General features: G+C 70.6%; 23 protein-coding genes. 16 read left to right on the top strand and 7 right to left on the bottom strand.

The window, feature by feature from the left end; genetic code table 11:
* Positions 1 to 53: 53 nt before the first annotated feature.
* Positions 54 to 1136, bottom strand: coding sequence for a tRNA epoxyqueuosine(34) reductase QueG (gene queG, locus OK345_RS00855; RefSeq protein ID WP_265125356.1), 1083 nt, complete (start codon positions 1134 to 1136; stop codon positions 54 to 56).
* 24 nt (positions 1137 to 1160) lie between these two features.
* Between queG and OK345_RS00850 the strand changes: the two genes are divergently transcribed.
* The 6 genes from OK345_RS00850 to OK345_RS00825 all read left to right on the top strand — a co-directional run bounded on the left by OK345_RS00850 (position 1161) and on the right by OK345_RS00825 (position 8970).
* Entirely contained in the window at positions 1161 to 2633 is a 1473-nt protein-coding gene (locus tag OK345_RS00850; RefSeq protein ID WP_265125354.1) for an NAD(P)H-hydrate dehydratase, read from the top strand.
* Positions 2634 to 2641: 8 nt separating this feature from the next.
* Positions 2642 to 3121 carry a tRNA (adenosine(37)-N6)-threonylcarbamoyltransferase complex ATPase subunit type 1 TsaE gene (gene tsaE, locus OK345_RS00845; RefSeq protein WP_265125352.1) on the top strand — a complete coding sequence of 160 codons (480 nt, stop codon included), beginning with the start codon at positions 2642 to 2644 and terminating at the stop codon, positions 3119 to 3121.
* 82 nt (positions 3122 to 3203) lie between these two features.
* On the top strand, positions 3204 to 4778 hold the full coding sequence (locus tag OK345_RS00840; protein ID WP_265125350.1) for an N-acetylmuramoyl-L-alanine amidase: 1575 nt from the start codon (positions 3204 to 3206) through the stop codon (positions 4776 to 4778).
* A 431-nt stretch (positions 4779 to 5209) separates the two neighbouring features.
* Positions 5210 to 7066 carry a DNA mismatch repair endonuclease MutL gene (gene mutL, locus OK345_RS00835; protein WP_265125349.1) on the top strand — a complete coding sequence of 619 codons (1857 nt, stop codon included), beginning with the start codon at positions 5210 to 5212 and terminating at the stop codon, positions 7064 to 7066.
* Positions 7066 to 8013: a DUF1684 domain-containing protein gene (locus tag OK345_RS00830; protein ID WP_265125347.1), complete on the top strand. Its 948-nt coding sequence runs from the start codon at positions 7066 to 7068 to the stop codon at positions 8011 to 8013. The genes mutL and OK345_RS00830 overlap by 1 nt, the downstream gene beginning before the upstream one ends.
* Before the next feature lie 3 nt (positions 8014 to 8016).
* Positions 8017 to 8970 carry a TraB/GumN family protein gene (locus OK345_RS00825; RefSeq protein ID WP_425510930.1) on the top strand — a complete coding sequence of 318 codons (954 nt, stop codon included), beginning with the start codon at positions 8017 to 8019 and terminating at the stop codon, positions 8968 to 8970.
* 39 nt (positions 8971 to 9009) lie between these two features.
* Here the strand turns inward: OK345_RS00825 and phaR are convergent, their stop codons facing one another.
* The 3 genes from phaR to gluQRS all read right to left on the bottom strand — a co-directional run bounded on the left by phaR (position 9010) and on the right by gluQRS (position 11497).
* Complete coding sequence (gene phaR / locus OK345_RS00820; RefSeq protein WP_265154845.1) at positions 9010 to 9537, bottom strand: polyhydroxyalkanoate synthesis repressor PhaR; 528 nt, start codon at positions 9535 to 9537, stop codon at positions 9010 to 9012.
* 275 nt (positions 9538 to 9812) lie between these two features.
* The gene (locus OK345_RS00815) at positions 9813 to 10553 is read right to left on the bottom strand and encodes a beta-ketoacyl-ACP reductase (protein WP_265125345.1); all 741 of its coding nucleotides are present in this window, start codon (positions 10551 to 10553) and stop codon (positions 9813 to 9815) included.
* A gap of 41 nt (positions 10554 to 10594) precedes the next feature.
* Positions 10595 to 11497 (bottom strand): tRNA glutamyl-Q(34) synthetase GluQRS, encoded by a 903-nt coding sequence (gene gluQRS, locus OK345_RS00810; protein ID WP_265125343.1) that lies wholly within the window; start codon positions 11495 to 11497, stop codon positions 10595 to 10597.
* Between the two features lie 91 nt (positions 11498 to 11588).
* Between gluQRS and htpX the strand changes: the two genes are divergently transcribed.
* On the top strand, positions 11589 to 12455 hold the full coding sequence (htpX, locus tag OK345_RS00805) for a protease HtpX (RefSeq protein WP_265125340.1): 867 nt from the start codon (positions 11589 to 11591) through the stop codon (positions 12453 to 12455).
* 143 nt (positions 12456 to 12598) lie between these two features.
* Here the strand turns inward: htpX and OK345_RS00800 are convergent, their stop codons facing one another.
* Positions 12599 to 13003, bottom strand: coding sequence for a hypothetical protein (locus OK345_RS00800; protein WP_265125339.1), 405 nt, complete (start codon positions 13001 to 13003; stop codon positions 12599 to 12601).
* 326 nt (positions 13004 to 13329) lie between these two features.
* On the bottom strand, positions 13330 to 14157 hold the full coding sequence (locus OK345_RS00795) for an inositol monophosphatase family protein (protein ID WP_265125337.1): 828 nt from the start codon (positions 14155 to 14157) through the stop codon (positions 13330 to 13332).
* A gap of 118 nt (positions 14158 to 14275) precedes the next feature.
* Between OK345_RS00795 and OK345_RS00790 the strand changes: the two genes are divergently transcribed.
* The 3 genes from OK345_RS00790 to OK345_RS00780 all read left to right on the top strand — a co-directional run bounded on the left by OK345_RS00790 (position 14276) and on the right by OK345_RS00780 (position 18135).
* Positions 14276 to 15040 (top strand): RNA methyltransferase, encoded by a 765-nt coding sequence (locus OK345_RS00790; RefSeq protein WP_265125335.1) that lies wholly within the window; start codon positions 14276 to 14278, stop codon positions 15038 to 15040.
* A 120-nt stretch (positions 15041 to 15160) separates the two neighbouring features.
* The gene (locus tag OK345_RS00785) at positions 15161 to 16015 is read left to right on the top strand and encodes a phosphate/phosphite/phosphonate ABC transporter substrate-binding protein (protein WP_265125333.1); all 855 of its coding nucleotides are present in this window, start codon (positions 15161 to 15163) and stop codon (positions 16013 to 16015) included.
* Complete coding sequence (locus tag OK345_RS00780; protein WP_265125331.1) at positions 16012 to 18135, top strand: putative bifunctional diguanylate cyclase/phosphodiesterase; 2124 nt, start codon at positions 16012 to 16014, stop codon at positions 18133 to 18135. Before OK345_RS00785 ends, OK345_RS00780 begins: the two co-directional genes overlap by 4 nt.
* Before the next feature lie 19 nt (positions 18136 to 18154).
* Here the strand turns inward: OK345_RS00780 and epmB are convergent, their stop codons facing one another.
* Positions 18155 to 19183, bottom strand: coding sequence for an EF-P beta-lysylation protein EpmB (gene epmB, locus OK345_RS00775; RefSeq protein ID WP_265125329.1), 1029 nt, complete (start codon positions 19181 to 19183; stop codon positions 18155 to 18157).
* A 99-nt stretch (positions 19184 to 19282) separates the two neighbouring features.
* Between epmB and efp the strand changes: the two genes are divergently transcribed.
* The 6 genes from efp (at position 19283) to OK345_RS00745 (ending at position 24221) form a co-directional block, all read left to right on the top strand.
* The gene (gene efp / locus OK345_RS00770; RefSeq protein WP_265125327.1) at positions 19283 to 19849 is read left to right on the top strand and encodes an elongation factor P; all 567 of its coding nucleotides are present in this window, start codon (positions 19283 to 19285) and stop codon (positions 19847 to 19849) included.
* A gap of 175 nt (positions 19850 to 20024) precedes the next feature.
* Positions 20025 to 20687 carry a PA3715 family protein gene (locus OK345_RS00765; RefSeq protein WP_265125325.1) on the top strand — a complete coding sequence of 221 codons (663 nt, stop codon included), beginning with the start codon at positions 20025 to 20027 and terminating at the stop codon, positions 20685 to 20687.
* A gap of 3 nt (positions 20688 to 20690) precedes the next feature.
* Complete coding sequence (locus OK345_RS00760) at positions 20691 to 22028, top strand: TRZ/ATZ family hydrolase (RefSeq protein WP_265125323.1); 1338 nt, start codon at positions 20691 to 20693, stop codon at positions 22026 to 22028.
* Between the two features lie 50 nt (positions 22029 to 22078).
* Positions 22079 to 22816, top strand: coding sequence for a bifunctional 2-polyprenyl-6-hydroxyphenol methylase/3-demethylubiquinol 3-O-methyltransferase UbiG (gene ubiG, locus OK345_RS00755; protein WP_265125321.1), 738 nt, complete (start codon positions 22079 to 22081; stop codon positions 22814 to 22816).
* A complete protein-coding gene (locus OK345_RS00750) occupies positions 22809 to 23498 on the top strand; it encodes a phosphoglycolate phosphatase (RefSeq protein WP_265125319.1) in 690 nt (229 codons plus the stop codon). Before ubiG ends, OK345_RS00750 begins: the two co-directional genes overlap by 8 nt.
* Before the next feature lie 15 nt (positions 23499 to 23513).
* Positions 23514 to 24221, top strand: coding sequence for a squalene/phytoene synthase family protein (locus OK345_RS00745; RefSeq protein WP_265125317.1), 708 nt, complete (start codon positions 23514 to 23516; stop codon positions 24219 to 24221).
* Positions 24222 to 24313 lie beyond the last annotated feature (92 nt).

The following is a 24313-nucleotide window of genomic DNA, read 5'->3' as shown; positions in this document are numbered from 1 at the left end:
AGGCGGTGACGGAGAGGGGCATGGTCGCACGTTGCCGTCCGGCAACCGGCCGGCTATTGCGGATGCGCGGCACCGGCATGGCGGGCCAGCGCCCATTGCACGTGCTCGCGCACCAGCGCGGATGGGTGTTCGCGGCGGCTGTCCAGCGCCTGCAGCACCGCCGGGGTGGTGGGCGCATTGCCCAGCGCCACGGCGATGTTGCGCAGCCAGCGCTCGTGACCGCTGCGGCGGATCGCGCTGCCCTCGGTGCGGCGCAGGAACTCGTCCTCTTCCCAGGCGAACAGCTGCGCCAGCGTGGCGCGGTCCAGGTCGTTGCGGGCGCGGAAATCCGGCTCGTCGGTGCGCCTGGCGAACTTGTTCCAGGGGCACACCAGCTGGCAGTCGTCGCAGCCGTAGATGCGGTTGCCCAGCAACGGCCGCATCTCTTCCGGGATCGCGCCGTCGTGCTCGATGGTCAGGTAGGAAATGCAGCGCCGCGCGTCCAGCCGGTGCGGGGCGACGATGGCGCGGGTCGGGCAGACGTCGATGCAGCGGGTGCAGCTGCCGCAGTGGGCGCTGGCCGGCGTGTCGATCGGCAGCGGCAGGTCGATGTAGATCTCGCCGAGGAAGAACCAGGAGCCGCCGTTGCGGTCGATCAGGCAGGTGTGCTTGCCGATCCAGCCCAGCCCGGCGTTGCGCGCCAGGGCGCGTTCCAGCACCGGCGCCGAATCGACGAACGCGCGGTAGCCGAACGGGCCGATCTCCGCGGCGATGCGCTCGGCCAGCTTCTGCAGGCGGTTGCGCATCAGCTTGTGGTAGTCGCGGCCCAGCGCGTAGCGGGCGACGTAGGCGCGTTCGCCGGCGGCCAGCGTGGCCCAGGCGTCGGCGTCGTCCTTGTGGCCGTAGTCCAGCCCCACCGAGATCACCCGCAGCGTGCCGGGCAGCAGCTCGGCCGGGCGCGCGCGCATGTCGCCGTGGCGGGCCATCCAGTCCATGGTGCCGTACAGCCCCTGGGCCAGCCAGTCGCGCAGGTGGGCCTCGTCCTCGCCCAGCTCGATGCCGGAGATGCCGCAGCGCTGGAAACCGAACCCGGCTGCCAGCTGGCGGATGCGCAGCGCGAGCTGCGCCGGATCGGCGGGGGCGGGAACGGCGGACATGCGCGCAAGTATAGAATCGCGGCCATGCCAGAACCTGCTGACCTCTTCGATACCCGGGCAGCGCGCCGCATCGACGCGCAGGCCACCGCCCTGCTGGGCGGCGACGGCTACGTGCTGATGCAGCGGGCCGGGCAGGCGGCCTGGCAGTGCCTGCTGGAACGCTGGCCGCAGGCGCAGCGGATCGCGGTGGTGTGCGGCACCGGCAACAACGGCGGCGACGGCTACGTGCTGGCACGGCTGGCGCAGCAGTCCGGCCGCCAGGTACGGGTGGTGCACCTGCCCGGCGCCGGCCCGAGGACGGAGCTGGCGCAGCGCGCCTGTACCGAGTACCTGGGGCGCGGCGGCCAGGTGGAGATTTTCCGTGGCGGACTGGAGCCGGCCGACGTGCTGGTCGACGCGCTGTTCGGGATCGGCCTGGACCGCGCGCCGGATGCCGACGCCGCGGCATTGATCGAGGCGATCAACGCCGAAAGCGCGCCGGTGCTGGCGCTGGACGTGCCCAGCGGCGTGGATGCCCAGCGCGGCAGCGCGCCAGGTGCCGCGGTGTGGGCCGATCTGGTGCTGCAGTTCATCGTCGCCCACCAGGGGCTGCATACCGGCGATGCGTTGGAATATGCCCAGGAACGGGCGCTGGCCGATCTGGACGTGCCGCCGGCGGCGTTCGACGGTATCGAACCGGCCGCCCGGCGCTGGGATGCCACGCAGCTGACGACACGGCTGCCGCCGCGACGGCTCAACACCCACAAGGGCGAGTCCGGCCATGTGTTGTGCGTCGGCGGCAATGCCGGTAGTGGCGGCGCGGTGATGCTGTGCGCCGAATCGGCGTTGCGCAGCGGAGCCGGGCTGGCCAGCGTCGCCACCCGCCAGGAACACGTGGCACCGCTGCTGGCGCGCTGCCCGGAGGCGATGGCGCGGGCCATCGACGACGGTGCGGCACTGCGGCCGTTGCTGGAAAGGGCGGACGTGGTCGCGATCGGTCCCGGCCTGGGCCGCGACGACTGGGCGCGGGAGCTGTGGCGGCTGGCGCTGGCATCGGAACAGCCGCTGGTGGTCGATGCCGACGCCCTGAACCTGCTTGCCGCCGCCCCGCAGGCGCTGCCCGGTGCGGTGCTGACGCCGCACCCGGGCGAGGCCGCACGCCTGCTCGAGACCACCACCGTCGAGGTCCAGCGCGACCGCTTCGGCGCGGCCCGCGCGCTGGCCGAACGCTATGCCGCCGTGGTGGTGCTCAAGGGCGCCGGTACCGTCGTGGCCGCACCGGGCCGGTCGCCGCGGGTGATCGCCGCCGGCAATCCGGGCATGGCGGTCGGCGGCATGGGCGACCTGTTGACCGGCGTGATCGCCGCATTGCGCGCGCAGGGGCTGCCCGCGTTCGATGCCGCCGCCACCGGCGCGCTGCTGCACGGGCTGGCCGGCGATGCCGCCGCCGGCGGCGGTCAGCGCGGCCTGTTGCCTTCCGACCTGCTGCCGCACCTGCGCCGGCTCGCCAATCCGTGATGTCCTGCATGATCGAGTTCCAGCTTCCCGACAGCGCCGCCACCGACCGCCTTGGGCAGGCGCTGGCGGCCACCCGGCCGGCGCAGGCCGTCGTGCAGCTGCACGGCGACCTGGGCGCGGGCAAGTCCACGCTGGCGCGCGCGCTGCTGCGGGCGCTCGGCGTGCAGGGGCCGATCCGCAGTCCCACCTACACCCTGGTCGAGCGTTATCCGCTGGCCGATGGCGAGGCGTGGCACCTGGATCTGTACCGGATTGGCGATGCCGGCGAGCTGGATTTCCTCGGGTTGGACGATGCGACCGCCACGCTGTGGCTGGTCGAATGGCCCGAGCGCGGGGCCGGCGCGTTGCCGCCCGCCGACCTCACCGTGGCGCTGGCCATGGCCGGCGAGGGCCGCCGGGCCCGGTTGCTGGCGGGCAGCGGGGCGGGCGAGGCGTGGCTGTCGCGGCTGCAGCAGGCGGGTCACTTGCAGGGGCTTTCTGTCGCCTGACAATAGGAAGCGGCGGCAGGTTGCGGATTATTAAGGAAAAACCTGTTGCAATCCGCGCATTGCGGTGATTGAATCCGAACCCATGCCCATGGGGAACCGTCTACTCGCCATTTGTGCCGCCGTTGCCGGGCTCTGCCTGGGCAGCGTGAGCGCGTGGGCAGGCGAAATCCGCGGCATCGCGCTGGACAGTGGGGCGACCGGTACCCGCGCCGAAATCCAGCTGGCCGGCGCCGGCGGCTACAAGACCCTGTCGCTGTCCGGGCCCAACCGCCTGGTGGTGGATTTCCCCGATTCCACGGTGGCACGTGGCCTCAAGCTGCCGGCCGCTGCCGGCGTGGTCACTGCCGTGCGTACCGGCAATCCGACGCCGGGCACCTTCCGGGTGGTGTTCGACCTGGCCGAGTCGGTGGCCGCGTTCAAACCGCAGATGCAGACGCAGGGCGCCGATTCGCGGCTGGTCATCGAGTGGCCGGGCGAAACCGCGCCGGCGGTGGCGACTGCGCCGACGCCGACGCCCGCTGCTGTTGCCCCGGCGAGCGCATTTCCATCCGGACCGGCACCGGTTCCGGCGGCCACCGGCGCCGAGGCGCGGGCCGAAGCCGCACGCGCCACCGCGGCATTGACCGCCTCGGTCAGCCAGCAGGCGGCCGCGACGCCGCCTGCCGCCCCGCCTCCGCCGGCAGCCGGCAGTACTTCCGTCGCCGTCGCGGCCGCTGGCAATGCGGCCACGGGTGGCCCATCGCCGGCGGCCATCCTCAATGGCCAGCCCACCGCGGCCCGCGTGGACCCCGCACCGGCTCCCGCCGTCGCGGACGCCAAGCCGGCGACGACGGTACCGGCTGTGCCGCGCCCGGCGATGCCCAGCGATGCGTCGCGGATCAAGATGCAGCCCGGCATGCGGACGCTGGTCGTGGCCATCGATCCGGGCCATGGCGGCCAGGATCCGGGAGCGGTCGGCCCCACCGGCAAGCGCGAGAAGGACATCACCCTGGCCGTGGCGCGCGAGCTGGCGCGGCAGGTCAACGCGACTCCGGGACTCAAGGCGTTCCTGACCCGCGACAGCGACGTGTTCATCCCGTTGCCGATGCGCGCGCAGAAGGCGCGCGCGGCCAAGGCCGACATCTTCATCTCGATCCACGCCGATGCCGCGGAAAACCGCGCCGCCACCGGCTCGTCGGTGTACGTGCTGTCGACCAAGGGCGCCTCGTCGCAACGCGCGCGCTGGCTGGCCGACAAGGAAAACGCGGCCGACCTGATCGGCGGCGTGCGCCTGCAGCAGACCGAGGGCACCCTGGCCAACGTGCTGCTGGACCTGGCGCAGAGCGGCTACATGAAGGCTTCCGAAGACGCGGCCGGGCATGTGCTGGGCGGCCTGAAGCGGATCGGCAAGAACCACAAGCCCAACATCGAGCGGGCCAACTTCGCGGTGCTGCGCACCTCCGACATGCCGGCGATGCTGGTCGAGACCGCCTTCATCTCCAATCCCGAGGAAGAGCGCCGCCTGATCGACCCGGCATTCCAGCGCAAGATCGCCAGCGCGGTGCTCGACGGGGTCAATACCTTCTTCACCCGGCAGCCGCCGCCGGGCACGCTGTTCGCCGCCCGCGCGCAGGCGGAAATGGATGCCAGCGCCACCGTGGCCGGCGGCAGCAAGTAAGTCTCAAGGGCGTCCGCCGGATCCGCGGAACTCATCATTCCCGCGGGATGCTTTTCGACAGCGACGTGCTCTTCGACAGCCGGCAGGCGAGCCATCCCGCGCTTGGATTTCCCCGGTGGAAGCTGCCGGGCGGCCAGCGCTTTGCGCTGTTGTGGAGCTTCTTCCGCGTGCTCGCGCATAGCCGGCAGCTGTCGGCGTGCGGTTCCTGGATCGTCGGACGGAACAGGCGATGGCGCGTGGGTCATGGAACCGCAGGCGCGCGGCGATGCGTTCGCCGATGCAGTGCCATGGGGTTGCCGAGGGGGCGCCTCGGCTATCATCGGGAATCGTTTCCGTCGCCGGCGCAGTGCCGGTATCGTGCCTGATGACATGACCCGTCGTTCCCCCATGCCCGTCCCGCCGCTCGCCGCCGTTTCCCGCGGAGGCCGCGCATGAGCATCCGCCAGCTGCCCGATATCCTGATCAACCAGATCGCCGCCGGCGAGGTGGTGGAACGGCCTGCATCGGTGGTGAAGGAGCTGGTCGAGAACGCGCTCGACGCCGGCGCCCGGCGGGTGGACATCGACCTGGAGGAGGGCGGCGTGCGGTTGATCCGCATCCGCGACGACGGCGGCGGCATCGCGCCGGAGGAACTGCCGCTGGCGGTGTCGCGCCATGCCACCAGCAAGATCGCCTCGCTCGACGACCTCGAAGCCGTGGCCACCCTCGGCTTCCGCGGCGAGGCGTTGCCGTCCATCGCCTCGGTCAGCCGTTTCACCCTGGCCTCGCGCCGCCCCGACGACGAACACGGTTCCGCGCTGCAGGTGGAAGGCGGCAAGGTCGGCAAGGTGACGCCGCGTGCGCATGCGCCCGGTACCACGGTGGAAGTGCGCGAGCTGTTCTACAACGTGCCGGCGCGGCGCAAGTTCCTGCGCGCCGAGCGTACCGAGCTGGGCCACATCGAGGAGTGGCTGCGCTCGCTGGCGCTGGCGCGGCCGGACGTGGAACTGCGCGTGTCGCACAACGGCAAGCCCTCGCGCCGCTACAAGCCGGGCGACCTGTACTCCGACGCACGGCTGGGCGAAACCCTGGGCGAGGACTTCGCCCGCCAGGCGCTGCGCGTGGACCACAGCGGCGCCGGCCTGCGCCTGCACGGCTGGATCGCGCAACCGCACTACTCGCGCGCCAGCGCCGACCAGCAGTACCTGTACGTCAACGGCCGCGCGGTGCGCGACCGCAGCGTCGCCCACGCGGTGAAGATGGCCTACGGCGACGTGCTCTTCCACGGCCGCCAGCCGGCCTACGTGCTGTTCCTGGAGCTGGACCCGACCCGGGTGGACGTCAACGTGCACCCGGCCAAGCACGAGGTGCGCTTCCGCGACGCGCGCCTGATCCACGATTTCGTCTACCGCACGCTCAAGGATGCGTTGGCCGAGACCCGCGCCGGCCTGGACCCGGCGGGGATCGTGCCGGGCGCGGCGATGGGCGAGGCAACCGCGCCTGCCGCCGCTGCACCGGCGACGGGCTGGGGCGCCGGCGGCTACGCGCTGGCGCGGCCGGCTTCGGCCGGGTACGGCGACTGGCGTCCGCAGCAATCGCCGCTGGGCCTGAAGGTGGCCGATGCGCCGTCGGCCTACGCCGCGCTGTACGCACCGCCGTCAGCGACGACCGATACCGTGCCGGTGGCGTCGGGCGGCCTGCCGGCGACGTCCGCCGACAGCGGAGTGCCGCCGCTGGGTTATGCCATCGCCCAGCTGCACGGCATCTACATCCTGGCCGAGAACGCCGAAGGGTTGATCGTGGTGGACATGCATGCCGCGCACGAACGCATCGGCTACGAACGGTTGAAGACGGCGCACGACGGCATCGGCCTGCACGCGCAGCCGCTGCTGGTGCCGATCACCCTGGCGGTGGGCGAACGCGATGCCGACACCGCCGAGCGCGAGGCCGACACGCTCACCGAACTGGGTTTCGAGGTCACCCGCGCCGGTCCCGGCTCGCTGCATGTGCGCAGCATTCCGGCGCTGCTGGCCAATGCCGAGCCGGAGTCGCTGCTGCGCGACGTGCTCACCGACCTGCGCGAACACGGCCAGAGCCGGCGCGTGGCCAGCGCCCGCGACGAGCTGCTGTCGACCATGGCCTGCCACGGCGCGGTGCGCGCCAACCGGCGCCTGACCCTTCCCGAAATGAATGCCCTGCTGCGCGACATGGAGATCACCGAGCGCTCGGGGCAATGCAACCATGGCCGTCCCACGTGGGCGCGCTTCTCACTGGCTGAAATCGATCGTTGGTTCTTGCGGGGACGCTGATGGCAAATCGGATTGGGGGAGGGGCCGCGCTGTTGCTGGCGGCAATGTTGGGGGGGTGCGGGGATGCGGGCGAACGCGCCGCCTCGGCCACGGCGACGCCGGCGGTCGACGCGCAGTTCAGCCGCGAGAACGACGCCTGGCGCGAGCAGCGCCTGGACGCGCTGCAGCAGCCCGATGGCTGGACCAGCCTGATGGGCCTGCACTGGCTCGAATGGAAGGCGCATTACATCGGCAGCGGCAGCACCAGCGGCCTGCGCCTGGCGGTGGGGCCGGAAAAAATGGGCATGGTCACGCGCGATGGCGACCAGGTCTGGTTCACCCCCGAGGCCGGCGTGGCGCTGGAGATCGACGAGGCGCCGGTGAAGGGGCGCGTGCGCTTCCACAGCGACCGCGACCCCGAGCCGACCGTGATCCGTTTCGACGAGGGCAAGGGTGCGCTGAGCCTGATCCGTCGCGGCGACCGCTTCGCGCTGCGGGTCAAGCATGCCGACGCGCCGACGCGGACCGGCTTCGCTGGACTGGACTACTGGCCGGTCGATCCGTCCTGGAAGATCAAGGCGCGCTTCGTGCCGCACGCGGTCGGCAAGACCCTGCCGATCGTGGACATCATCGGCCTGAGCAGCGAGCAGCCCAACGCCGGCGCGATCGAGTTCGAGCGCGACGGCCGCACCTGGCGGCTGGAGGCGATCGGCGAGCCGGGGCGCGACCTGTTCGTGATCTTCGCCGACCGCACCAGCGGCCACGGCAGCTATCCGGCCGGGCGCTACCTCGATGTCGCCCAGCCCGACGCGGCCAGCGAGGTGGTGCTGGACTTCAACCGCGCCTACAACCCGCCGTGCGCCTTCACCCCGTTCGCCACCTGTCCGCTGCCGCCGCCGGAGAACCGGCTGGACCTGCGCGTGGACGCCGGCGAGAAGGTCTACGTCAAACCCGAAGGGCAGGGCTGAGCGATGGGCTTGTTCTCGCGATGGATGGGGGCGGCGCTGCTGGGACTGGCGCTGCTGCTGCCCACGGCGCCGGTGGCCGCACGCGGCGCGCAACCGGCCGAGGCGGCGAAGGCGCCGCCGGTGCCACTGCTGTGGAAGGTGAAGGGAGGCGGCGACAGCGCGCTGTACCTGCTCGGCTCGTTCCACCTGCTGAAGCCCGACGACTACCCGCTTTCGGCCGACGTCGACCAGGCGTTCGCCCAGTCGCAGCAGCTGTTGTTCGAACTGGCGCCGGACGAGATGAACTCGCCCGCGCTGGGCGCGCAGATGCTGCAGGCGGCGATGCGCCGCGACGGACGGCAGCTCAAGGACGATCTGGACGAGGCCACCTGGCAGAAACTGCAGGCCTATGCCGCGGCCAACAACCTGCCGCTGGCCAGCCTGGCCGGGATGAAGCCGTGGTTCGTGGGCCTTTCCATCGGCCTGGCCGAAATGACCAAGCAGGGGCTGGACCCGGAGGCCGGGCTGGACCGGCACCTGATGGCGCGTGCGGCCGAGGTCGACAAGCCCACGGCAGGGCTGGAGGATGCGGCCGGGCAGATCGCGATGCTCGACGGCATGGAGCCGCTGGAACAGCGCCAGCTGCTGGCCGAGTCGCTGGAGCAGGCCGGGGACGGCGAGCAGAGCCGCCGCCTGCACGACGCCTGGCGGCGTGGCGACGACGCGATGCTGTGGAAGGACATGGCGCAGCAGATGCGGCAGGGCTATCCGCAGCTGTACCGGCGCATCAACATCGACCGCAACGATGCCTGGCTGCCGCAGCTGGAGCAGCGGCTGAAGGACGGACAGGGCACCACGCTGGTGGTGGTCGGCGCCTTGCACCTGCTGGGTGACGACGGCGTGGTGGAGAAGCTGCGCGCGCGCGGCTACGCGGTGGAGCGGATCTGTTCGGCCTGCCAGAAGAAAGCCCGCAGGTGAGCGGGCAGGGCCTGCGCCGCTGGCGCAGGCCGGCGGGCGTCAGCGGTTGCCGCGGGTCTTGGTGCCGGGCGAGGCCGGCGGCGGAGTGCTGCCGCCGGGCTTGCCACCGGCCGGCGGGCGGCCGCCGAAGCCGGCGCCGAGGTTGCGCTGGAATTCCTGCCACAGCTCCAGGTTGCGCTCGGTCAGCTGGTTCATCATCGTCCACGGCGTCTGCCCCAGCAGATTGCCCATCTGCTGGCGGAACTGCTGCTGCTGGTCCAGGAACACCTGCATGCTGCGTTCCAGGTAGTTGCCCATGAAGCCCTGCAGCGAGTCGCCGTAGAAGCGGATCAACTGGCTCAGCAACTGGGTCGACAGCATCGGTTCGCCGTCCTGTTCCTTGTCGGCGATGATCTGCAGCAATACCGAACGGGTCAGGTCCTCGCCGCTCTTGGCGTCGCGGACTTCGAAATCCTCGCCGTCGATGATCAGCTGGCGCACATCCTCGATGGTGATGTAGCTGGAAATCTCGGTGTCGTACAGCCGGCGATTGGGATACTTCTTGATGATGCGGGTCGCAGCAGCCATTAAGCAGTCACTCGTCACGGTAGGCGCGCAGCATGGCGCAGTGCAACAGGCGTTGCAACCGTCAAAGGTACATATTGACCGGCTGCGCGGCCGCGACGGCATGCTGCGCAGCATGAATCGGCGCCGACTGCAGCATCCGGTCCGGAGGGCAACGCGCCGGCTGCCGTTGCCGCCGGCAATCCAGCGTCGCGCCGCCGTCGGGAAAGCCGGTTCCGGCGCGGCAACCCGGAAGCGGGGCGGAAGGGTTGCACGGCCGGGCGCGCAAGCGATGGGCCTTACCAGCCCATGTGGTGGCCGCCGTTGATGTCCAGGTTGGAGCCGGTGATCCACGACGCTTCCTCGGCCACCAGGAATGCCACCGCGTAGGCGATCTCCTCCGGCTTGCCCAGGCGCCCGGTGGGGATGTCGGCGATGATCTTGGCGCGCACTTCCTCGGGCACCGCCATCACCATGTCGGTGGCGACGTAGCCGGGCGAGATCGTATTCACGGTGATGCCGAAGCCGGCGTTCTCGCGCGCCAGCGAGATGGTGAAGCCATGCATGCCGGCCTTGGCCGCGGCGTAGTTGGCCTGGCCGTACTGGCCCTTGAGGCCGTTGATCGAGCTGATCTGGATGACCCGGCCCCAGCCGCGCCGGCGCATCCCTTCGATCACCGGGCGGGTGACGTTGAACACCGAGTTGAGGTTGGTGTTGATGACGTCGTGCCACTGGTCGGCGCGCATGCGGTGGAAGGTGGTGTCGCGGGTGATGCCGGCGTTGTTGACCAGGATCTCCACCGGGCCGAGCGCGGCTTCCACCTCGCGGACCAGCGCTTCGGCGCTTTCCGGTGCCGACACGTCGCCCGGGAACAGCGCGATGTCGTAGCCCTGCTCGCGCATCCGCTGCTGCCACGACTGCGCCTTCTCGGCATTGCGGAAATTGGTGGCCACGCGGTGGCCCTGATCGGCCAGGCGCTGGCAGATGGCGGTGCCGATGCCGCCGGTACCGCCGGTGACCAGTGCGACGCGAGATGTCATGGGTTCGATGCTCCAGGCAGGATCGCAGTGGGGAATGGATTCTAATGGGGTTGCGGGCCGTCGGCCCTGTCGGGTGCCGGCAGGATGTGCCCGGCGCGCAACCGGGCCGGGTCGAAGTGCCGGCGCGCCGCCGACAGCAGCGCCGGCAGCGAGCCGGCATCGGCCAGCGCGGCCGCGGGCTGGCCGAGCATCGCCCAGGCCTGCCGCAGTGCCGGCAGCGGTTCGCGCGCATCCACCGGCAGCGCCGCCAGCGACTTGGACAGCTTGCGGCCGTCGTCGCCCAGCAGCAGCGGCAGATGCAGGTAGCGCGGTGTGGGCAGGCCCAGCGCCCGTTGCAGCAGGATCTGGCGTGGGGTGGAGTCGAGCAGGTCGGCGCCGCGGACCACGTCGGTGATGCCCTGTTCGGCATCGTCCACCACTACCGCCAGCTGGTACGCCCAGTAGCCGTCGGCACGGTGCAGCACGAAATCGCCGACCTGCGCGTATACGTCCTGTTCGATGCGGCCCTGCAGGCCATCGTCGAAGACGATGCGGCTGCCCGGTGGCACCCGCAGACGTATCGCCGGCTGTGCGCGCCGGGCGCGGGCGACGCAGCGGTGGTGGATGCCGCCCTGGTCGGCCAGGTCGGTGCGGCTGCAATGGCATTCGAAGGCCAGCTCAGCGTCCAGCAGCCGGGTAAGCGCCTGCCGGTACAGCGCATCGCGACGGCTCTGGTACTGCGGCGGCAGGTCGGGCAGCAGGCCGAAGGCGGCGAGCGTGGCCAGCTGCTCTTCCGCCGCACCGGCCACCGCCCGCGGCGGGTCGATGTCCTCGATCCGGACCAGCCATTGGCCACCGGCGTGGCGCGCCAGCAGCCAGCTGCCGAAGGCGGCCAGCAGCGAACCGGGATGGAGCGGGCCGGTGGGCGAAGGCGCGAAGCGGCCGCGGTAGGAAAGGTCGGGCATGGGAAACTGAATCCTCGGTCAGGTTGCCGCTTGAATTCAACTTCCGCCAGCCACAAATTCAGCGTGATTCTCCATCCCCGGACCTGCTTCCATGTTCAGTCGCCTCGCCCTGTTCCTCGCCACCAACCTCGCGGTACTCATCCTGGCCAGCATCGTGATGTCGCTGCTGGGGGTGAACCCGAGCCAGATGAGCGGCCTGCTGGTGATGGCGGCGATCTTCGGCTTCGGCGGTTCGCTGATCTCGCTGCTGCTGTCCAAGTTCATGGCCAAGCGTGCCACCGGCGCGGTGGTCATCAGCGAGCCGCGCAACGCCACCGAACGTTGGCTGCTGGATACCGTGACCCGCCAGGCCAAGGCGGCCGGCATCGGCATGCCGGAGGTCGCCGTGTACGACGCGCCCGAGATCAACGCCTTTGCCACCGGCGCCAACCGCAACAACGCGCTGGTGGCGGTGTCCACCGGCCTGCTGCACAACATGCGCGAGGACGAGGCCGAGGCGGTGCTGGGCCACGAGATCGCCCACGTCGCCAATGGCGACATGATCACCATGGCCCTGCTGCAGGGCGTGCTCAATACCTTCGTGATCGTGCTGGCGCGGATCGTGGGGGGCGTGATCGACAGCGCGCTGTCGGGCAACCGCGAGGGCGGCGGCCGCGGCTTTGCGTACTACATCATCGTGTTCGCGCTGGAGATGGTGTTCGGCCTGTTCGCGACCATGATCGCGATGTGGTTCTCGCGTCGCCGCGAGTTCCGCGCCGACGCCGGCGGTGCGCACCTGGCCGGCCGGCAGAAGATGATCGCCGCGCTGGAGCGGCTCAAGCTCAACCATGGCCAGAGCACGCTGCCGACCCAGATCGCCGCCTTCGGCATCGCCGGCGGCATGACCCGCAAGCTGTTCATGAGCCATCCGCCGCTGGAGGAGCGCATCGCCGCGCTGCGGGCCTCCACCCAGGTCTGACCGGCGCGGAAGCGCCGTCAGTTGTGATGCGGAAACGCCCGGTCATTGGCCGGGCGTTTCCGTTTGCGGTTGCACCGGGTTTGCGGCAAAAAGCACTGCTTGCTCAGATGCCGGCGTTGCAGCCTGGGTGGCAGTAGGCGCCCTCAGTCATCGAACGGCCAACTGCCCAGGTTCTCGACCGGGATATGGACGGCGCCATCAAGGCCCGTTTTCTGCTTGAGGGCCGCGAGCTGTGCTTGCTCCTCGATGAAGGGCGGCGCATCCGGCCAATGCTTCAACGCCAGCGCGGCGTGGGCCCGGCCGGTTTCGAGGGCGGCCGCCGCTTCCTGCGACCGCCCCGTGAGCAGGGCGCTGACGGCGATGCCGCGGTATGCGGTCAGGCCCAGGTACAGGTGTTCGCCATTGCCGCTGTTCTGGAACTCGCTCATGGTCAGGCGCAGCGCCTGCCGGTTGAGGGCAAGGGCCTGCTCGTCTTGCCGGTCGCGGGAGTGTTGCGCGGCCCGGGCAAGCAGGTCGCGGGTGGTGTCCATGGGGGAAGGAAGTGTCATGCGCGATCCTCCTTGTCGCTGCGCGCGTTGGCGTGGCGTCCTTGCCGCAAGGAGCCGTCGTTTCACTTTGACACGATCATGGGGCGATCGTCATTGATGCCCGGCGTGTTCCTGGACACCCGGTACCTTGGAGCTCGCGTGGGGGCCGACGGTGATGGCTACTTCGAACAGGGCAAGTGCGGTGCCCGGCCCGTTTTACGGTGGGGAAGGCCAGAATCGGCAGCAACAGCACTGGGGCTGTCGCGATGGCATCGTGATGAAAACCGCAGATGCAAGAACGGCACCCTTGCGGGTGCCGTTCCGGAGATGGCTTGCTGCTGGCGCGCTCAGAACTTGGCGTCGAACTCGGCGGCGTAGCCGGTGTTGACGATGATCTTCTGCAGCGCGTCGCTGACCTTGATGTTGCCGGCCACGATCTGCTGGGTTTCCGGGCCGCGGGCGTCCATCCGTGCGGGTGCGGCGCCCTTGTAGTCGCAGACCCTGCCGCCGGCCTCGCGCACCAGCAGTACGCCGGCGGCGATGTCCCAGGCCTTCACCCCGGCCTCGAAATAGGCGTCGGCGCGGCCGCAGGCCACGTAGGCCAGGTCCAGCGCGGCCGAGCCGGTGCGGCGCACGTCCTCGGCCTGCACCAGCAGCGCGTCGACGCATTTGAGCTGGGCGCTGGCGCGCGCGCGTTCGCGCGGGGCGAAGCCGGTATGCACGCTGGCGCCGGACAGGTCCTTGCGCTCGGCCACGCGGATGCGGCGGTCGTTGAGCACGGCGCCGGCGCCGCGGCTGGCGGTGAACAGCTCGTTGCGCAGCGGGTCGAAGATCACGGCGTCCAGGGGTTCGCCATTTTCGACCAGGGCGATGGACACGCAGTAGTGGGGGAAGCCGCGCAGGTAGTTGCTGGTGCCGTCCAGCGGGTCGATCACCCACATGAAGCGGTTGGCGCCCTGCACGCCGCCTTCCTCGCCGATGATCCCGTACTCGGGATAGGCGCGCTTGAGCTCCTTGACGATCACCTTCTCCGCGTCCGCATCCACCTCGCTGGCGTAGTCCATGCGGCCCTTCTGCACCACGTTCAGCGCCTCGAGCTTGTTGATGTTGCGCAACAGGACGTTGCCGGCGAGGCGGGCGGCCTTGACCATGACGGTTACGGCGGGTTTCTGCATGGCGAAAGACTCCCGTGAAGGCAGAGATCGGATTGGCGGGGGAAAAGAGCGGTCCGGCGCACGGGCCGGCCGCGCAGTTTACCATCTACGGCTGTCTGGCTCCTTACCCGTCGCATTCATGTCCGTATCCGCGCATATCCGTTTCGTCCTGGTCGGTACCCAGCACCCCGGCAACATCGGCGCCGCGGCCCGGGCGATGAAGACCATGGGGCTGGCGCGGCTGGTGCTGGTGGCGCCGGAACGGGCGCTGGACGAGGATGCCTTCCGCCGCTCGGCCGGGGCCGAGGACGTGCTGGGCGATGCCCCGGTGTTCGCCACCCTGGCCGAGGCGGTGGCCGACTGCCGGCTGGTGCTGGGCTGCACCGCACGTTCGCGGCGGGTGTCGCTGGAGGAGCTGTTGCCCGAAGCCGCGGGGCAGCGTGCCGTTGCCCAGGCCGCCGGGCCGGCCGAGGTGGCGCTGGTGTTCGGCCGCGAACGCACCGGCCTGACCAACGAGGAATTGCAGCTGTGCCATGCGGCCGTGCATATCCCGTCCGACCCGGCTTTCAGTTCGCTGAACCTGGCGGCCGCGGTGCAGGTGCTGGCCTACGAGGTACGGATGGCGCAACTGGCGCTTGCCGGGGAACCGGCGCAGGCGCCGGCAGCGGCGGGGTTCCGCGAGCATCCGGCCAGCCACGCCCAGCTGGAAGGGCTGTTCGGGCAGCTCGGCGAGGCCCTGGACGACATCGATTTCCACAAGGGCCGCGCACCCGAGTCGGCGATGCGCAAGCTGCGCCGGCTGTTCCTGCGCACCGGGCTGACCGAGCAGGAAGTCCGGCTGCTGCGCGGCATCCTTTCCGACGCCCAGCGCATGGCGCGGTTGGCGGCCGGCGGGCAGGGCTGAGCCGTCTCCATGGCGCCGGTTTTCGGTTAGTCTTTCCCGGTCAGCCGGGGGGATGCCGTTTTGCGTGTGTTGCGATGGCTTTGGGGGGTGTGGCTGCTGTCGCTCTTGCTCGTGCCGGGGATGGCCAGTGGGGCGTCGTCGGTATTGGTGCTGGGACGCATCAGCGACGATCCGAAGGCGCACTACCAGCAGCTGCAGCCGCTGCTCGATTACGTGGTTCCGCGCATGCGCGATGTCGGCATCAGCGAGGGCCGCATCCTGATGGCGCGCGATGCCCAGCAGATGGCCAGCTACCTGCGCCGGGGCCGGGTCGACTGGCTCACCGAAACCGCGGGGACGGCGATGGCGCTGGGCCAGCGCAGCGGCGCGCAGCCGCTGCTGCTGACCGAACGCAGCGGCGTGCGCGAGTACGGCAGCGTGTTCTTCGTGCATCGCGACAGCGGCATCCGCGACCTGTCCGACCTCAGGGGCCGTACCCTGGCCATGCAGAGCGTGCTCTCCACCAGCGCCTACCTGGTGCCGGCGATGGAGTTGCTGGAGCATGGCCTGCGTCCGGAAATCCTGCTGACCCCGCAGGATGAGCCGTCCGCCGAATCGGTCGGCTACGTGTTCGCGCGCAGCGAGCTGAACATCTCCACCTACGTGCACAAGGGCGTGGTCGATGCGGGGGTGGTCAGCAGCATCGACTGGGAGCAGGAGCGCAGCGTTCCGGTGGCGTTCCGGCGCGACTTCCGCGTCATCCACCGCACCGGCCTGTATCCGCGCGGGGTGGAGATGGTGCGCGCCGACCTCGACCCGCGGGTGCGGCAGCGGCTGCAGGAAGTGCTGCTGCAGGCGGCCGGCGATCCGGACGCGGCGCCGGCGCTGGAAAAATTCTTTGGCACCTCCGGTTTCCATCCGGTGGATGCCGACACACGGCACAGGCTTGAGCGCTTGAAGGCGGGGTTGGTGCGAGTACGGATGGAAGTGGAATGAAGATGCTGGGTTTCGGCTTGCAGGCGCGGTTCCTGCTGGGGATGGGCGCCGCGCTGCTGGTGGTGGTGTCGATCGTGGCGATGATGCTGGGACGTCAGGCGGCGATGCAGCGCGAGGTCCGCGAGCTCAGCGGCAGCGTCATCCACGACCTGTTCGACCGCAGCGTGCGCAGCCGCGGCGAGTCGCTGGCGCGGGCGCTGGCCGATGCGCTGGCCAACCCGCTGTACTACTCCGACCTGGAAGCGGTCGGCGTGCTGGTGCGCAATACCGCCGGGCAGCAGGTGGTGAGCTACGTGCAGGTGTTCGACCCCGAGGGCCGGCTGCTCCACGACGGTTCGGTGGACATGGCCGACTACGGGCAGCCGATGCGCGACCCGCTGGCGTCCGGGGCGGTCGCCGCGCGCGAGCTGGTGGTGCAGGAATCGCCGACGATCCTCGATGCCGCGGCGCCGATCATGATCGGCAACCAGCGCATCGGCGGGGTGCGGGTGGGCATGTCGCTGCAGGATGTCAGGACGCTGGAGACCCGGGCCAACGCGCTGCTGGGCGATCGCCTGGAACAGGTCGGCAAGCGCCACCTGGGCTGGCTGGCGTTGATGCTGGCCGCACTGGTCGGCATCGGGGTGATGCTCGGCCTGTACGTGCAGCGCACGCTGGTGCGGCCGATCCGCTGGCTGGCGGCCGCGGCGCGGCAGATCGAGGCGGGCAACTACGCGATCGAGCGGCTGCAGAGCCGCCGCAACGACGAGGTCGGCGAGCTGGTGCACGCGTTCGGGCGGATGAGCGAGAGCATCGCCCGGCACGACCGCGAAGTGCGGCAGATGGCCTACACCGACGCGCTGACCGGGCTGACCAACCGCCTGGCGTTCCGCGAGACGCTGGACCACCGCATGATGGCCGCGCGCACCTCCGGCCAGCGGCTGGCGCTGCTGTTCGCCGACATCGACGATTTCAAGCGGGTCAACGACACCCTGGGCCACGAGGCCGGCGACGAGGCTCTGCTGCAGTTCGCCCAGCGCATCGGCGCGGCGGTGGCGCAGGCCGGCGGCGACGAGGCGTTGCTGGCGCGTTTCGGCGGCGACGAGTTCGTGATCCTGATCGGCGATGGCGACGTGGCCAGGGCGGCGATGCAGCTGGCCGAACTGCTGGTGAAGGAACTGGGGCGGCCGTTGTCGGTGCAGGGGCGCGAGCTGTTCCTGGGCACCTCGATCGGCATCACCCTGTTCCCGGACGACGCCGCCGACGCCACCACGCTGCTTAAGAACGGCGACATCGCCATGTACCAGGCCAAGGTGGCCGGCAAGAACTGCTACCGCTACTACAGCCGTGCCATGGACCATGCGGTGGAGCGGCGCGTGCACATGGAGCAGGAGCTGCGCGGCGCCTGGGAGCGCGGCGAGCTGCGGCTGGTGTACCAGCCGATCTACCGCACCCGCGACCGCTGCCTGGTGGGGGTGGAGGTGCTGCTGCGCTGGCAGCACCCGGTGCTGGGGGCGATACCGCCGTCGGTGTTCATCGACGTGGCCGAACAGAGCGGGCTGATCGAGAGCATCGGCCCCAAGGTGCTGCGTGCGGCCTGCATGGAAGCGCGGCAATGGCAACAGTATGCCGGCGGCGAAGGCCTGTTCGTCTCGGTGAACGTCTCGCCGCGGCAGCTGCGCAGCGGCGACCTGGCCGAAGTGGTGGCCGATTGCCTGCGCGATTCCGGCCTGCCGGCCGCGCGCCTGCACCTGGAGCTGACCGAGACCGCGGTGATCGGCGACGAGATGCTGGCCGCCTCGCTGCTGGACAAGCTGCACCGCACCGGGGTGAAGGTGTGGCTGGACGACTTCGGTACCGGCTTCTCCGGCCTGAGCCACCTGCGGCAGGTGCCGGTGGACGGGGTGAAGATCGACAAGAGCTTCGTCGCCGACCTGCAGCGCGACCCCGACGACCTGGCGCTGACCACGGCCATCATCGCCATGGCGCACGCGCTGGGGATCACCGTGGTGGCCGAGGGTATCGAGCAGGAAGCGCAGTTCGACCTGCTGTGCCAGCGCGGTTGCGACCTGGGGCAGGGCTACTGGCTGAGCCGTCCGCTCAGCTCGACCGATCTGGTGCGCCTGCTTACGCGGGAGTGATGCGGAGCGCCGGCAGGCGTCAGAGCGGGCGCTTGCTGCTGTCGCCGGGCAGCTCGCGCACCAGCTTGGGAACCAGGTAGCCGGACAGGCGCGCCATCAGGCCCGCGTGCAGTGCCAGGGCGCGCGCGTCGTCGACTTCGAAATGGGCCACGCCCTGCACCCGGTCCAGCTGGTGCAGGTAATAGGGCAGCACCCCGGCGGCGAAGCTGCGCTCGCTCAGGTCCGACAGCGCCTGCACGCTGTCGTTGACGCCGCGCAGCAGCACCGCCTGGTTCAGCATCTGTGCGCCGGTGCCGCGCAGGCGTGCCATCGCGGCATCGACGCTGTCGTCGAATTCATTGGCGTGGTTGGCGTGGACCACGAACGCGACCGGCCAGGGCAGCGCGCCCAGCCAGCGCAGCAGTTCGTCGTCGATCCGTTCCGGCAGCACCACCGGCAGCCGGCTGTGGATGCGCAGCCGGCGGACGTGCGGGATGGCGGCCAGCGCGTCGGTCAGTTCGGCCAGCTTGGCGGTCGCCAGCGACAGCGGATCGCCGCCGGACAGGATCACCTCGTCGATGTCCGGATCGGCGGCGATGGCGGCCACCGCTTCGCGCCAGCCCTCGCGCGCGGCGTTCTCGCCGGCGTAGTCGAAGTGCCGGCGGAAGCAGTAGCGGCAGTGCACCGCGCAGCTGCCGGTGGCCACCAGCAGGGCGCGCCCGCGGTACTTCTGGATGACGCCGGTGGCCTTGCGGGCGGCGCCGTCGCCGACCGCGTCCAGCGAAAAACCGGGCACCAGCCGCATTTCCTCGTCCACCGGCAGCACCTGGCGCAGCAGCGGGTCGCGGGCATCGCCCACGCGCATGCGCGCCACGAAGCCCTGCGGCACCCGCAGCGGGAACTGCGCCAGCGCCGCGGCCGAGACGCCGAGCGCGGCCGGCTCCAGACGCAGCCGTGCCAGCAGTTCCGCCGGGTCGCGCAGCGCATCGCGCCACAGCTGCTGCCAGCGCGGCCGGGGCAGGTGGGAGACGGCTTTTTCTGGAGTGGCGGCGGGGGCTGCGGTTATCATTGGCGGTCAGAAAACAAGCGCCCGCCGGTTGCGGCGGGCCATCCATTCTATCCGGCCGACCGCTCCCCGCGGCGGTTTTGCCCCACGAGGAGTTACAGCATGGCCACTTACGGCATGAACGACGTCAAGAACGGGATGAAGATCCTGGTCAACAACGAACCGGCGATCATCACCGAGACCGATTACGTCAAGCCGGGCAAGGGCCAGGCCTTCACCCGCGTGCGCTACCGCCTGATCAAGTCCGGCCGGGTGCAGGAAATCACCATGAAGTCCACCGACTCGGTCGATGCCGCCGACGTGGTCGATACCGACATGCAGTACCTGTACAGCGACGGCGAGTACTGGCACTTCATGCAGCAGGAGACCTTCGAGCAGGTGCAGGCCGACAAGACCGGCATGGGCGGCGCCGAGAAGTGGCTCAAGGGCGAGGAGGACTGCGTGGTGACGCTGTGGAACGGCACCCCGATCCAGGTGACCCCGCCGAACTTCGTCGAGCTGAAGATCGTCGAGACCGACCCGGGCGTGCGCGGCGACACGTCCGGCGGCGGCGGCAAGCCGGCCACCCTGGAAACCGGCGCAGTGGTGCGCGTGCCGCTGTTCGTCAACCAGGACGAAGTGATCAAGGTCGATACCCGCTCGGGCGAATACGTCAGCCGGGTCAAGTAAACCGATGGCGGTTGTCTCCAGCGCCCCGTGGTCCGTGTTCCGGAAGGGAGGCGGATGGCGGGGGTTGGTCGTGTCCGGGCTGCTGTCCGTCTCGGCTTTCGCCTTGGCGGCACAGGCACAGGACGCCCCGCAGCCCTGCGATGCGGCGAACCTGGCCGTGCTGGGGAGCGGTGCCGTGGACGAGCCCATCGCCGCGGCCTGCCGCGACTGGCCCTACGATCCGGCGATCCGCCTGGTCGCGGCAGCCTGGCCGGGCGAGGGTGCGGATGGAGCGGAGGACGACCCGCTGTTGCTGGTGACGGCGATGCTCGATCGCGCCACGGGACAGGTGCTGGCCCGGCATGAGCGCACGCTCGAGCAGGATGCGGCCTTCGCCCTGGGCGAGGGCGGCATTCGCCTGGACACCGCCCGCTACGACCTGGCGCCAGGCACCCGCGCCTTCGGCGTGGTGCTGGCGAACTCGGCGCGTGGCCCGAGTTGCCCGGACCGTGGCTTCGACCGCGAACTGACCCTGCTGGTCCGCGATGGCCAGGGGCTGCGCCCGGTATTCGCGACCTGGCTCGATACCTGGGAAATGGTCGAAGGCTCGGCCTGTGCGTGGGCGCCGCAGCGTGCCGTGTCCGAGCGTGCGCAGGTGACGATCGGGGTCGAGCGCAGCGCCAGCCACGGTTTCGCCGATCTGGCGCTGACCGCGTCGGTCACGCGCGAGGCCAGCGACGCCGACGGCGATCCGGAGACCAGCCAGCGCCGTGCCAGGCGCGTGCTCCGCTACGACGGACATGCCTACGCCACCGATCCGTTCGATACTCTGTTCTTCTGGTCCTCCAACCCGTGGTGATGCATGACTGAGGCAGTGCTGGAATCCGTCGACCTGCTGATCGAAGCCGGTTGCGTCGTCCCGGTCGAGCCGCATGCGGTGGTGCTGGAAGACCATGCCGTGGCCGTGCGCGGCGGTGAAATCGTGGCGCTGCTGCCCACCGCCGAGGCGCGCGCGCGCTTCGCGCCGCGGGAGACCGTGTCGCGCCCGGAGGCGGCGCTGATGCCGGGCCTGGTCAACGCCCATACCCACAACCCGATGACGCTGCTGCGCGGCGTGGCCGACGACCTGCCGCTGATGGTGTGGCTGCAGCAGCACATCTGGCCGGTGGAGGCGGCGGTGATCGGGCCGGAGTTCGTGGCCGACGGCACCACCCTGGCCATCGCCGAGATGCTGCGCGGCGGCACCACCTGCGCCAACGAGAACTACTTCTTCCCGGACGTGCAGGCCGCGGTCTACAAGCAGCACGGCTTCCGCGCCCTGGTCGGCGCGGTCATCATCGATTTCCCGACCGCCTGGGCCAAGAGCGACGACGAATACTTCGCCCGCGCCGGCGAGCTGCACGACCAGTGGCGCGGCGACCCGCTGATCGGCACCGCGTTCGCGCCGCATGCGCCGTACACGGTCAACGACGCCAATTTCGAGCGGGTGCGGATGCTGTCCGACCAGCTGGACATCCCGGTGCACCTGCACACCCACGAGACCGCGCAGGAGATCGAGGATTCGATCAGGCTGCACGGCCAGCGCCCGCTGGCGCGGCTGGACCGGCTGGGACTGGTCAACGACCGCCTGATCGCGGTGCACATGACCCAGCTGACCGAGGGCGAGATCCACCTGTGCGCCGAGCGCGGCGTCAGCGTGGTGCATTGCCCCGAGTCCAACCTCAAGCTGGCCTCCGGCTTCTGCCCGGCCTGCGCGCTGCAGCGGGCCGGGGTCAACCTGGCCATCGGCACCGACGGCTGCGCCAGCAACAACGACCTGGACATGTTCAGCGAGAACCGCACCGCGGCGATCCTGGCCAAGGCGGTGGCCAACGACGCCACCGCGCTGGATGCGGCCAGCACGCTGCGCGCGGCCACCCTGGGCGGCGCGCGCGCGCTGGGCTTCGGCGACAAGATCGGCTCGATCGAGCCGGGCAAGCAGGCCGACCTGGTGTGCGTGGACCTGTCGGCGCTGGAAACCCAGCCGCTGCACCACGTGCTGTCGCAGCTGGTCTACGCCGCCGGCCGCCACCAGGTCAGCGACGTGTGGATCGCCGGGCAGCCCAAGCTGGTGCGGCGCGAGCTGGTCGGCATGGATACCGCCGCGCTGGTGGCCAATGCCCGCCAATGGCGCGACCGCATCCGCAGCGTCCGCGCCTGAGACACTCCCGGGGCGCGCCGCCAAGGCGCGCCCGCAGAAGGAACCACGACATGAATGCGTCCAGCGACAACGTTTCCTCCAACTACGATCAGGCCGAACTGGACAAGTTCGCGGCGCTGGCCAACCGCTGGTGGGACGCAGACGGCCCGCAGAAGCCGCTGCATGCGCTCAATCCGGTGCGGCTGAAGTACGTCGCCGACCGCGTCGCCCTGCGCGGCGCGCGGGTGCTGGACATCGGCTGCGGCGGCGGCCTGCTCAGCGAGGCGCTGGCGAAGGAGGGCGCGCAGGTCACCGCCATCGACCTGGCGCCGGAGCTGGTCAAGGTGGCGCGTCTGCACGGGCTGGAATCGGGCGTGCAGGTCGACTACCGGGTGCAGTCGGCCGAGGACCTGGCAGCCGAACAGCCGGGCAGCTTCGATGCGGTCACCTGCATGGAGATGCTGGAGCACGTGCCCGACCCGGGCGCGATCATCGAGGCCTGTCGGCGCCTGCTCAGGCCGGGCGGGCAGCTGTTCCTGTCCACGCTCAACCGCACCGCCGCGGCGTTCGCGGTGGCCATCGTCGGCGCCGAGTACGTGGCGCGCCTGCTGCCCAGGGGCACCCACCACTACCAGGACTTCATCAAGCCGGCCGAACTCGGCCGCTGGCTGCGCGATGCCGGGCTGGACCTGCGCGACGTCAGCGGCATGGCCTACGAACCGTGGCGCAACCGCGCGCGCCTGAGCTCGCGCACCGACATCAACTACCTGGCCTGGGCCACCAAGCCGGAACACGCGGCCGGTGGCTGAGCCGCGGTTCCCGAAGGCGGCGCTGTTCGACCTGGACGGCACCCTGCTCGACAGCGCGCCGGACATGCTGGCCACCGCCAACGCCATGCTGGCCGCCCGCGGCCGCGCGGCGGTGGCGCTGGAGCAGTTGCGGCCGGTGGTGTCCAAGGGTTCGCGGGCGATGCTCTCGGTCGCATTCCCGGAACTGGCCGCCGACGCACGCGATGCGCTGGTGCCCGAGTTCCTGGAGCGCTACGAAAGCCTGATCGGCCGCCATGCGCTGCTGTTCGACGGCATCGCCGGCATGCTCGACGCGCTCGAGGCCGCCGGCAGCGTGTGGGGCATCGTCACCAACAAGCCCGAGTACCTGGCGCGCATCATCGTGCCGCAGCTCGGCTGGCAGGACCGTTGCCGGGTGCTGATCGGCGGCGATACCCTGGCCCAGCGCAAGCCGCATCCACTGCCGTTGCTGACTGCCGCGCGGCATATCGGCATCGATCCGGACCACTGCGTCTACGTCGGCGACGACGAGCGCGACATCGTGGCGGCCAAGGCCGCCGGCATGGCCTCGGTGGCCGCGCTGTGGGGCTACCGGCTCGACGCCGACGACCCGCTGGCGTGGGGCGCCGAGGCAGTGGCCGACCACCCCGAACAGTTGCAGCAGGCGGCTGCGTGGCCCCTGGTCCGCGCAGTCGCCACCTAGCACCAAGGATTTCCCGTGAGTACTTCCAGCGCCCTGGACAGTTTCCTGGACAAGTGGCGGACCCGCTGGCCGGAATGGCAGGTGGCCGAACCGTTCGTTCCCGAATCGCAGCGCCACCTGACGGTGGCATGGTTCGCACTGCTGCAGGAATTCGACGACATCCTCAACGTCGCCGGCGACCCCTTGCCGGCCGATGCCAAGCTGGCCTGGTGGGGCGAAGAGCTGCGCAGCTGGGCCGGGCGGCGTTCCCGGCACCCGCTGGGCCGCGTCCTGGAGCCGGTGCGCGCACCGTGGGCGGAACTGGCGGCGACCCTCCCGGACCTGGTCGAGGCGCGCACGGTGGCTGTCGACCCGGCCGGGGCACGGCAGGCGCTGTCGGCGTACGCGCAGGCGGTGGCGGCGGTGGAGGCGGCCATGTTCGACTGGCATGGACGTGGCGATGCCGCATCCGCGGTGCTGGTGCAGACGCTGGCGCAGCGGCTGGAAGACAGCGGCATCGCCGCGATTCCGCGCTCGCTGGCGGCAACCGACCCGGCCGTCGCTGCGCAGGATTGGCGCCGTGAACTGCTGGCGAACTGGCCGGCGCGCGTCGCCGGCCCGCGCCCGCGCCGGATCTGGTCGGCGCTGGCCCGCACGCGCCAGCGGGCGCTGGCGCAAGGGCGCAGCCTGAAGCCGACGCCGCTGCGTACGCTTTGGCAGGTGTGGTGGGCCGGGCGCGGCTAACGGGAAAGAACTCCAATGGAGTCGACAGCCGCTGCGGCGCGGGCGATTCGCCCGGAATCTCCGGCAGCGGTTACGCAGGGGGAAAGGCATCC

The sequence above is a fragment of the Xanthomonas chitinilytica genome (genome assembly GCF_026107455.2).
In the GTDB taxonomy this organism is placed as follows: Bacteria; Pseudomonadota; Gammaproteobacteria; order Xanthomonadales; family Xanthomonadaceae; genus Stenotrophomonas; species Stenotrophomonas chitinilytica.
This window is presented reverse-complemented; position numbering and strand designations above follow the sequence as displayed.

Coding starts and splice junctions, on each gene's coding strand:
- queG (WP_265125356.1), bottom strand. CDS start 1,136: ATGTCCGCCGTTCCCGCCCCCGCCGATCCGGCGCAGCTCGCGCTGCGC.
- OK345_RS00850 (WP_265125354.1), top strand. CDS start 1,161: ATGCCAGAACCTGCTGACCTCTTCGATACCCGGGCAGCGCGCCGCATC.
- tsaE (WP_265125352.1), top strand. CDS start 2,642: ATGATCGAGTTCCAGCTTCCCGACAGCGCCGCCACCGACCGCCTTGGG.
- OK345_RS00840 (WP_265125350.1), top strand. CDS start 3,204: ATGCCCATGGGGAACCGTCTACTCGCCATTTGTGCCGCCGTTGCCGGG.
- mutL (WP_265125349.1), top strand. CDS start 5,210: ATGAGCATCCGCCAGCTGCCCGATATCCTGATCAACCAGATCGCCGCC.
- OK345_RS00830 (WP_265125347.1), top strand. CDS start 7,066: ATGGCAAATCGGATTGGGGGAGGGGCCGCGCTGTTGCTGGCGGCAATG.
- OK345_RS00825 (WP_425510930.1), top strand. CDS start 8,017: ATGGGCTTGTTCTCGCGATGGATGGGGGCGGCGCTGCTGGGACTGGCG.
- phaR (WP_265154845.1), bottom strand. CDS start 9,537: ATGGCTGCTGCGACCCGCATCATCAAGAAGTATCCCAATCGCCGGCTG.
- OK345_RS00815 (WP_265125345.1), bottom strand. CDS start 10,553: ATGACATCTCGCGTCGCACTGGTCACCGGCGGTACCGGCGGCATCGGC.
- gluQRS (WP_265125343.1), bottom strand. CDS start 11,497: ATGCCCGACCTTTCCTACCGCGGCCGCTTCGCGCCTTCGCCCACCGGC.
- htpX (WP_265125340.1), top strand. CDS start 11,589: ATGTTCAGTCGCCTCGCCCTGTTCCTCGCCACCAACCTCGCGGTACTC.
- OK345_RS00800 (WP_265125339.1), bottom strand. CDS start 13,003: ATGACACTTCCTTCCCCCATGGACACCACCCGCGACCTGCTTGCCCGG.
- OK345_RS00795 (WP_265125337.1), bottom strand. CDS start 14,157: ATGCAGAAACCCGCCGTAACCGTCATGGTCAAGGCCGCCCGCCTCGCC.
- OK345_RS00790 (WP_265125335.1), top strand. CDS start 14,276: ATGTCCGTATCCGCGCATATCCGTTTCGTCCTGGTCGGTACCCAGCAC.
- OK345_RS00785 (WP_265125333.1), top strand. CDS start 15,161: ATGGCCAGTGGGGCGTCGTCGGTATTGGTGCTGGGACGCATCAGCGAC.
- OK345_RS00780 (WP_265125331.1), top strand. CDS start 16,012: ATGAAGATGCTGGGTTTCGGCTTGCAGGCGCGGTTCCTGCTGGGGATG.
- epmB (WP_265125329.1), bottom strand. CDS start 19,183: ATGATAACCGCAGCCCCCGCCGCCACTCCAGAAAAAGCCGTCTCCCAC.
- efp (WP_265125327.1), top strand. CDS start 19,283: ATGGCCACTTACGGCATGAACGACGTCAAGAACGGGATGAAGATCCTG.
- OK345_RS00760 (WP_265125323.1), top strand. CDS start 20,691: ATGACTGAGGCAGTGCTGGAATCCGTCGACCTGCTGATCGAAGCCGGT.
- ubiG (WP_265125321.1), top strand. CDS start 22,079: ATGAATGCGTCCAGCGACAACGTTTCCTCCAACTACGATCAGGCCGAA.